The 6568-nt window shown below is 71.6% G+C and carries 5 protein-coding genes; all 5 read right to left on the reverse strand.

Translation table 11 applies throughout. The features are described from left to right. Positions 1-425 precede the first annotated feature (425 nt). Positions 426-1871 carry a hypothetical protein gene (locus VF665_RS16825; protein ID WP_331054605.1) on the reverse strand — a complete coding sequence of 482 codons (1446 nt, stop codon included), beginning with the start codon at positions 1869-1871 and terminating at the stop codon, positions 426-428. A gap of 160 nt (positions 1872-2031) precedes the next feature. Beyond that, on the reverse strand, positions 2032-3108 hold the full coding sequence (locus VF665_RS16830; protein ID WP_331054606.1) for a CgeB family protein: 1077 nt from the start codon (positions 3106-3108) through the stop codon (positions 2032-2034). Beyond that, positions 3105-4187 (reverse strand): CgeB family protein, encoded by a 1083-nt coding sequence (locus VF665_RS16835; RefSeq protein WP_331054607.1) that lies wholly within the window; start codon positions 4185-4187, stop codon positions 3105-3107. Before VF665_RS16835 ends, VF665_RS16830 begins: the two co-directional genes overlap by 4 nt. After that, positions 4178-5383, reverse strand: a complete 1206-nt coding sequence (locus VF665_RS16840; RefSeq protein ID WP_331054608.1) for a CgeB family protein — start codon at positions 5381-5383, stop codon at positions 4178-4180. The genes VF665_RS16835 and VF665_RS16840 overlap by 10 nt, the downstream gene beginning before the upstream one ends. Beyond that, complete coding sequence (locus VF665_RS16845) at positions 5380-6498, reverse strand: glycosyltransferase family 4 protein (RefSeq protein WP_331054609.1); 1119 nt, start codon at positions 6496-6498, stop codon at positions 5380-5382. Before VF665_RS16845 ends, VF665_RS16840 begins: the two co-directional genes overlap by 4 nt. Positions 6499-6568 lie beyond the last annotated feature (70 nt).

Genomic DNA, 6568 nt, shown 5'->3' on the forward strand with positions numbered 1-6568 from the left:
ACCTCGGCGCTGAGGCGTCATTCTGAAGGAGCGCGCGCCGCGCTTTCCCCGGCACCGCGTTCATGCGCGACTGAAGAATCCCGGACCGAAGCATCCGCCCCGCCGCGGGCCGGCGTGGCGTGCTCCAGCCTCTCCCGCGGCACCCGCAGCCTCCGAGCGCGGCGCGCAACCGGGCGTGCATGGGATGCGGTGGCGCGGGATTCTTCGGTCGGCGCCAGACTCCGGGGTGATGGACGATGCGGCGCAGCGCCTCGCTCGGAATGACGCTCAAAGTCCGAGCCGGGTGAGAGATTCTGGTGCGGCTGAAGTGACACGCCCGGGTACGCCCAATTTGTTGCCGCGCAAAAACTTGTCACCCAACAACCAAAAGCCCCGGCACCGCGGCCTACAGCCGGGTGCCGGGGCTTTCGTTCAACCGCGGACCGTCAGCGGGTTTCGGCGGGGACGCCGGCACCGCGGCGGCAGGCGGTCACAAAGGCGGGTTCCGCGTCGCCGCAGCGCGCGCCCCGGCGCTCGGGGCTGGCTTCCAGCGCCTGGATGCTCTCGCCCACGATGCGGTAGCACTGCGTCTTGGTTTCCCCGTCCGGCACGATGCGGCAGAAGCGCATTCCCTCGCCCGGATCGGCCGACACGTTCACCAGGTTCTGCGCCACGCCCTCCGTGCACCACAGCCGGCCGCGCCCCTCCGCGCGGTTGCACAGGTCCAGCGAACGCTGGTGGTTCTGCGCCGTCAGCGAGGTGATGTCGCGCCCCAGGCTGCCGAAGCAGGTAGACCGGAACGCCTCGGGCGCCCGCTCGCACTCCCGCGCCGTCTGCTCCACGTTGCCGTTGTTGAAGTACAGCATCACCGACGTCTGCATCGTGTAGCACGAGTTGCCGTACTTCGCATCCACCGCGTTGCAGGGGTAGTGCGGATCGCTCCGGTCCAGCGCCTTCCACTGCGTCCGCCCCGGCATGTCGTGCCCGGCGTGCTGGCCGGCCGCCGCGCCGTGCCCCGCGTGCTCGTCCGCCGGCATGGTGTGCCCGGCGTGCTCGCCCGCGCTGTCGGGCTTCGCCGGCGTCATGTCGTGCCCGGCGTGCTCGTCCGCGGCCGCGCCGTGGCCCGCGTGCCCGTCGGCGGCGGCGCCGTGCTGGGTGCCGGCGTGCCCCGCGGCCGTGTGGTGCGGATGGCTGACGTTCACCAGGTTTTCCATGAACACGCCGCCGTAGCAGCTTTCACGGAGAAAGCTTTCGCTCGCCTGGTCGCACGCCTCCAGCGACATGGGGACGTCGTTGGCGTGCAGCGCCATCAACCCGTGCCCCATGCCGTGCGCGCACTGAAAGTACAGAAAGGGCGACGACTTGTGCGGCCCGCACACGCCGTCCATCTCCGCCGTCCCCACCGGCCTGCCCTGCGCCTTGAGCGCCAGAAAGTAGCCCTGCACCACGCCGTGATAGCACCCCGACATCTGCGACGGCGTGCACCCGGCAAAGGTGGCCGCCAGCGTTTCCGGCGAGCGGTACGCGCTGATGCCCAGCCCGTGCGCCAGGGCGTGCGCGTTCAGCCGCACCTCGCCGTCCTGCGCCGTGAGCGTGTCGAGCACTTCCATGCTCTTGGCGATCCCCGCCGGATCGATCAATCCCGTAAGCGCCCTCTCCACGCACGCCTGCTTGCCCCCTTCCGCGCGGCGGCAGCCCTGCAGCATCCACCGCGAAATCTCGCCCGCGCCGGACTGCGGGGTCCACGACGCCTCGGCCAGCTGCGTGCGCGGGCCGATGGAGGGGAGCGACGGGCCGTACATGCCGTGCTTGGACGGCGTGCACGAGGCCGCCAGCGCCGCCGCGGCCACCAGCGCCGAACGGGAAAGGAATCGAACCGCGCGTTTCATCATCTTGGCCCGGGGTACGGGGTTGTGCATCAGGGTCAGCGGGCCAATGTGGCGCGCCGTCCCATCCCCCGCAACGCCGGACGCGCCGCACCCCCGGAGGCGTGCGGCGCGTCGTGTTCCCATCCACCCGGAGCGCCACCGCGAGCGGCCGGCAGGCGCGGGATCAGCCCACGGACGCGGGGGTGGCCACCAGCGATTCCAGCTCTTCAGCCCGATGCGCCGCCGTGTGCTCCGCCACGATGCGGGCGCGCGCCGCGAGGCCGATGGCGCGCCGGTCGTCCTCGTGCGTTTCACGCAGAATGTGGATGACCTCGTCCGTCGTCTCGGGGAGGAGGATCTCCGTTCCCGGGGTGAAGAAGTGGTCGATCCCCGGCCAGCGGTCGCTGATCATGGCCGCGCCGCACGCCGCCGCCTCGAACAGGCGCACGGAGGGCGACCAGCCCGCGGCCACCATGTCGGCCCGGGTGGCGTTCAGCTGCCACCGGGCGCTGCTGTAGAACTGCGGATGCAGCGCGGGGGGCAGGTGCGGGTTGTGGAGCACGTTGTCGGGCCACGCCAGGTCGTCGGGATACTGCGGCCCCGCCACGTAGAACTTGCGGCCCGGCATCCGCCGCGCGGGTTCCACCAGGAAGCGGTCGATCAGCGGCTGGCGGTCCGGCGCGTAGGTGCCCATGTACGCCAGATCGCACACCAGGTACGGATCGATCTCCGTGGGCCGGTAGCGGTCCGTGTCCACCGAGCAGTACAGCGGCCGGGCCTCGCGCGCGCCCAGTTCCCGCTCGATCACCTCGTGCAGAAACGGGCCGCCGGTGAACGACAGGTAGCGGGCAAAGAGCGGCACCTGGTCCGGGCGCAGGTACTCCGCCCCGCCCCGCCGCAGCGCCGCCACGGTAACGGGCGTGTCGATGTCGTAAAAGAAGAGGGGTTCCACGCCGCCCGCGGCCAGCGCGTCGATCACCCGCGGCCCGTCCTTGACGTACGAGCCCACAATGACGGCGTCCGCCTCGCGCGCCTCGGCCACGGCGGAGGCGGCCACCTCGTCCCACTCCGCGTACAGCTTGAGCTGCACGAAGCCGGGCCAGGGCAGGTCGCGGTTGCCGCGGTACCAGGGCGCGTCCCATTCGTAGAACACGATCTCGTGCCCGCGGTCCGCAAAGGCCCGCAGCAGCGCGCGATACGTGGTGGCGTGGCCGTTCCCCCAGCTGGAGGAAATCGACAGGCCGAATACGACCAGCTTCATACGGCGCTCTCCACCGGCGTGCGCAGAATGGCGTCCATCTGCCGGGCGCGCTGCGTGTAGGTGTGGTCCGCCAGGGCGCGCCGCCGCCCCGCCTGCCCGATGCGGCGCGCGTCGTCATCCCCCGTTTCGCGGACGATACGGGCCACGTCCTCTGCCCGCGCGGCCACCAGGATCTCCTCGCCAGGGGCAAAGAAGTCCTCGATCCCCCGCCACTCGTCCGTCACCTGGCAGCTGGCCGCGCCCGCCGCCTCGAACATGCGCGTGGCGGGCGACCAGCCGTTCTGCACCATGCTGTCGCGATGGATGTTCAGCACCAGCCGCGCCGAGGCGTTCACCGCGTTGTGGCGCGCGGTGGGCACGTGGCCCAGCGAGGTCACGTTGGCGGGCATGTCGTTCTTCCACCCCCATCCCTCGCCGCCCAGCAGGAACTTGTGCTCCGGGCACAGACGCGCGGCGCGGAAAAAGAACTCCTCCACCCGCGCCTCGCGGTCCGGCAGCCGGTTGCCCATGAACAGCAGGTCGTACTCGATGGCGACGCCCTCGACCGGGCGGTGCTCGTCCGGGTCCAGCGCGTTGTAGATGGGGGTGCAGACCCGGGCGCCCCACCGTTCGTATTCCGCCACCACCGGCGGCCCGCCGCCGTAGGTGAAGATGTGGTCGTAGCGCGGGATGCAGGCGCGGGCGGGATCGTTCTCGTCCGCGGCGATGCGGCCCAGGGTGGCGGGCGCGTCCACGTCCAGAAACGCCGTCATCACCGTTCCGCCGGCGCGCGACGAGACGGCCTCCTCCAGCTCCGCGTCCCACACGCCCACGCCGCTGCACTTGATGACCCAGTCGCTCTCCGCGAACGCCTGCTCCATCAGGGCGTCGCGCTCCGCCTCCGTCGTGTAGACGATGACGCGGGCGTACGACGGGTCCTGGGCCAGGTCGCGGTTCTTCTGCCGGTCGTAGGCGTCCGGCTCGCAGAAGGTGACCTGGTGACCCAGCGCGTGCAGGGCGCGGATGAGCCCGCGGTAGTAGGTCGCCGCGCCGTTCCAGTAGCTGGACACGAGCGACGAGCCGAAGAACGTCAGGTGCATGCCGCCTCCGAAGCCGTTTCGCCGGCCGTCAGGCCGTTGCCGTTGCCGTCCCTATTCCCTGTTCCCCATTCCCTATTCCCTGCAGTTCCCCCACTTCCCCCCGCACCGAGCTCCCCCACGATCCCCAGCAGCTGCGCCGCGCGGTGCTCACACGTGTGCCGCGCCAGGATGGTCTCCAGCCCGCGCTCCGCCTGCCGCATGCGCGCGTCCTCATCCGTCGCGAAGCGGTGCAGCGCCTCCGCCATGGCGTTCGGCGAATCGACGGAAACGTAGTCGCCGGGGCGGAACAGCCCTTCCGAATCCAGCCACGGCGCCGAGACCAGCGGAACGCCGCACGCCAGCGCCTCGAAGACGCGGATGGTGGGGATGCCCCGCAGCGCCTGCACGTACGCGCGCCGCGGCACGTGCAGCGTAACCCGGCTGCGGGAGAAGACTTCCGGCACGCGCAGCGAGGGTGCCCAGCCGCGGAACTCCACCCCCGCGTCCGCGAGTTCGGCCAGCGCGTACTCGGGATAGCGAACGCCGTGGGCAATCCACTTCAGCTCGGGGAAGCGCCGGGCCGCGCCCAGCCAGTAGTCGCGCAGCTCCTGCGTGCGCTCCTCGTCGCCCCAGTTGCCGATCCACGCCACGTCCTGCGTCTTTTCCACGTCCAGCGGGCGGAAGCGGACGTGGTCGGCGGCCTCGTGAAAGGTCCACGCGCGCCGTACGCCAAAGCGGTCGCGGTAGATGTCCTTCAGCACGTCGCCGAACGCCAGCACGCCGTCGTACGCGGCCAGGTCAAAGCGGGCGATGGCCTCCGGCTGGCTCCACGGGCGGTGATGCGTGTCGTGGAACAGGACGATGCCGCCCTCCGCGCGCACCGCCGCGGGAATGGCGTTCACCACGTGCGGATCGTTCCACTCGTGCACGAGCACGACGTCCGCGCCGCGCACCGCCCCGGCCAGGTCCTCCGCCAGCGACGCGGACGCGGGGTCAAAGGAGCGCACTTCGATTTCCGGATACGCGCGGGCAAAGTCCACGATGGCGCCCACGCCGTAGTCCGCCAGCAGGTTCTGCACCGACCACGCGCCGCGCGGCTCGTAGCTCACCACCTGGTGGCCGCCGCGTGCCAGCGCGCTCATGAGCCCGCGGACAAAGTGCGCGTTGCCGTGGTTCCAGTCGCTTACGGCGCTGTGGACAAAAAAGACGAATTTCATGGGGAAGTCGCGAGCCGGTTGGCGCCGCGGCGGCGGGCCGCCGGGCCGCGCACCAGCTGCTGGTACAGGTCAATGTATTCGGCCGCCATGCGGCTGGCCGTGTAGCGCCGCTCCGCCCGCTTGCGCGCCGCCCCCGCGCACCGGGCGCGCCGCACGGGGTCGTTCGCCAGCATGCGCAGCGCGTCCGCCAGCGCGCGGGCGTCGCCGGGCGGCACGAACTCGGCGCATCCGTCCCACAGCTCGCGGAATGTGCCGATGTCACTGAGCACCAGCGCGCACCCGTGCAGCGCGGCCTCCAGCGGCGCCAGCCCGAACGGCTCGTAGCGGCTGGGGGCGCAGTAGATGGAGGCGCGGCGCATCCACTCATCCACCTGCGCGCGCTCCACCCGCCCGTGCGCCGTCACGTGCCGGGGATGGTAGACCTCGCCGTGCGGCGCCGCGGGCTCGCCGATCACGTGGATCTGCGGCGCGTCCGCCCCCAGCAGCCCGGCGGCCTCGTCCAGCACGTCCACGCCCTTGCCGCGGTCCCACAGCCGGCCCACGCTCAGCACCAGCGATCCTTCCTTGGCCGCCGGGTCGTCCGGCGCGAAGTGGATGCCGTTGTGCACCACGCGGGTGACGGAGACGCCGTAGTGGCGCGTCACCATCTCCGCCTGGTACGCCGTGGGGGTCACCAGCGCGTCGGCCGCGGCAAGGCCGGCGCGCATCCACTCGCTGTAGCCCTTCCACTCGTCCGCCGGGGCTTCGCAGCCGTGCACGTGCGTCCACCAGCTCAGCACGTCGCTGTGCACGGCCACCAGCACCGGCGCGGGAAAGTCGTGGACGGCGTAGGCGATCTGGTTCAGGTGCACGACCTCCGCGCCCCACACTTCCGCCAGGCCGCGGAGCCACTCGCCCGCGGCCTCCACGTCGCCGGCGGCGTCGGCCATCCACTCCAGCCGGTACCGGCGCCACACCACCTGCACCCCCACGGGGAGCACGGCGAGCCGCTCGTCGCGCGGCTCGCCGATGACGGCCACCAGCACCTCGTGCCCCGCCGCGTCCAGTTCGCGCGCCAGGGTCACGGTGTGGTCCCATACGCCGCCGACCGTGTCGGTGGTGAGCAGGATCTTCATGCGTTCCTTCCGCCGCCCGCCTTGGAGAGACGTCCCCGCCGAGGGACGGATTCGAGCCGCGCCGGAGCGA

This window comes from Longimicrobium sp., from assembly GCF_036387355.1.
Classification (GTDB): domain Bacteria; phylum Gemmatimonadota; class Gemmatimonadetes; order Longimicrobiales; family Longimicrobiaceae; genus Longimicrobium.

Excerpts from the sequence above, each read along its gene's own strand:
- VF665_RS16845 (WP_331054609.1), bottom strand. The coding sequence starts at position 6,498 with ATGAAGATCCTGCTCACCACCGACACGGTCGGCGGCGTATGGGACCAC.
- VF665_RS16830 (WP_331054606.1), bottom strand. The coding sequence starts at position 3,108 with ATGAAGCTGGTCGTATTCGGCCTGTCGATTTCCTCCAGCTGGGGGAAC.
- VF665_RS16825 (WP_331054605.1), bottom strand. The coding sequence starts at position 1,871 with ATGATGAAACGCGCGGTTCGATTCCTTTCCCGTTCGGCGCTGGTGGCC.
- VF665_RS16835 (WP_331054607.1), bottom strand. The coding sequence starts at position 4,187 with ATGCACCTGACGTTCTTCGGCTCGTCGCTCGTGTCCAGCTACTGGAAC.
- VF665_RS16840 (WP_331054608.1), bottom strand. The coding sequence starts at position 5,383 with ATGAAATTCGTCTTTTTTGTCCACAGCGCCGTAAGCGACTGGAACCAC.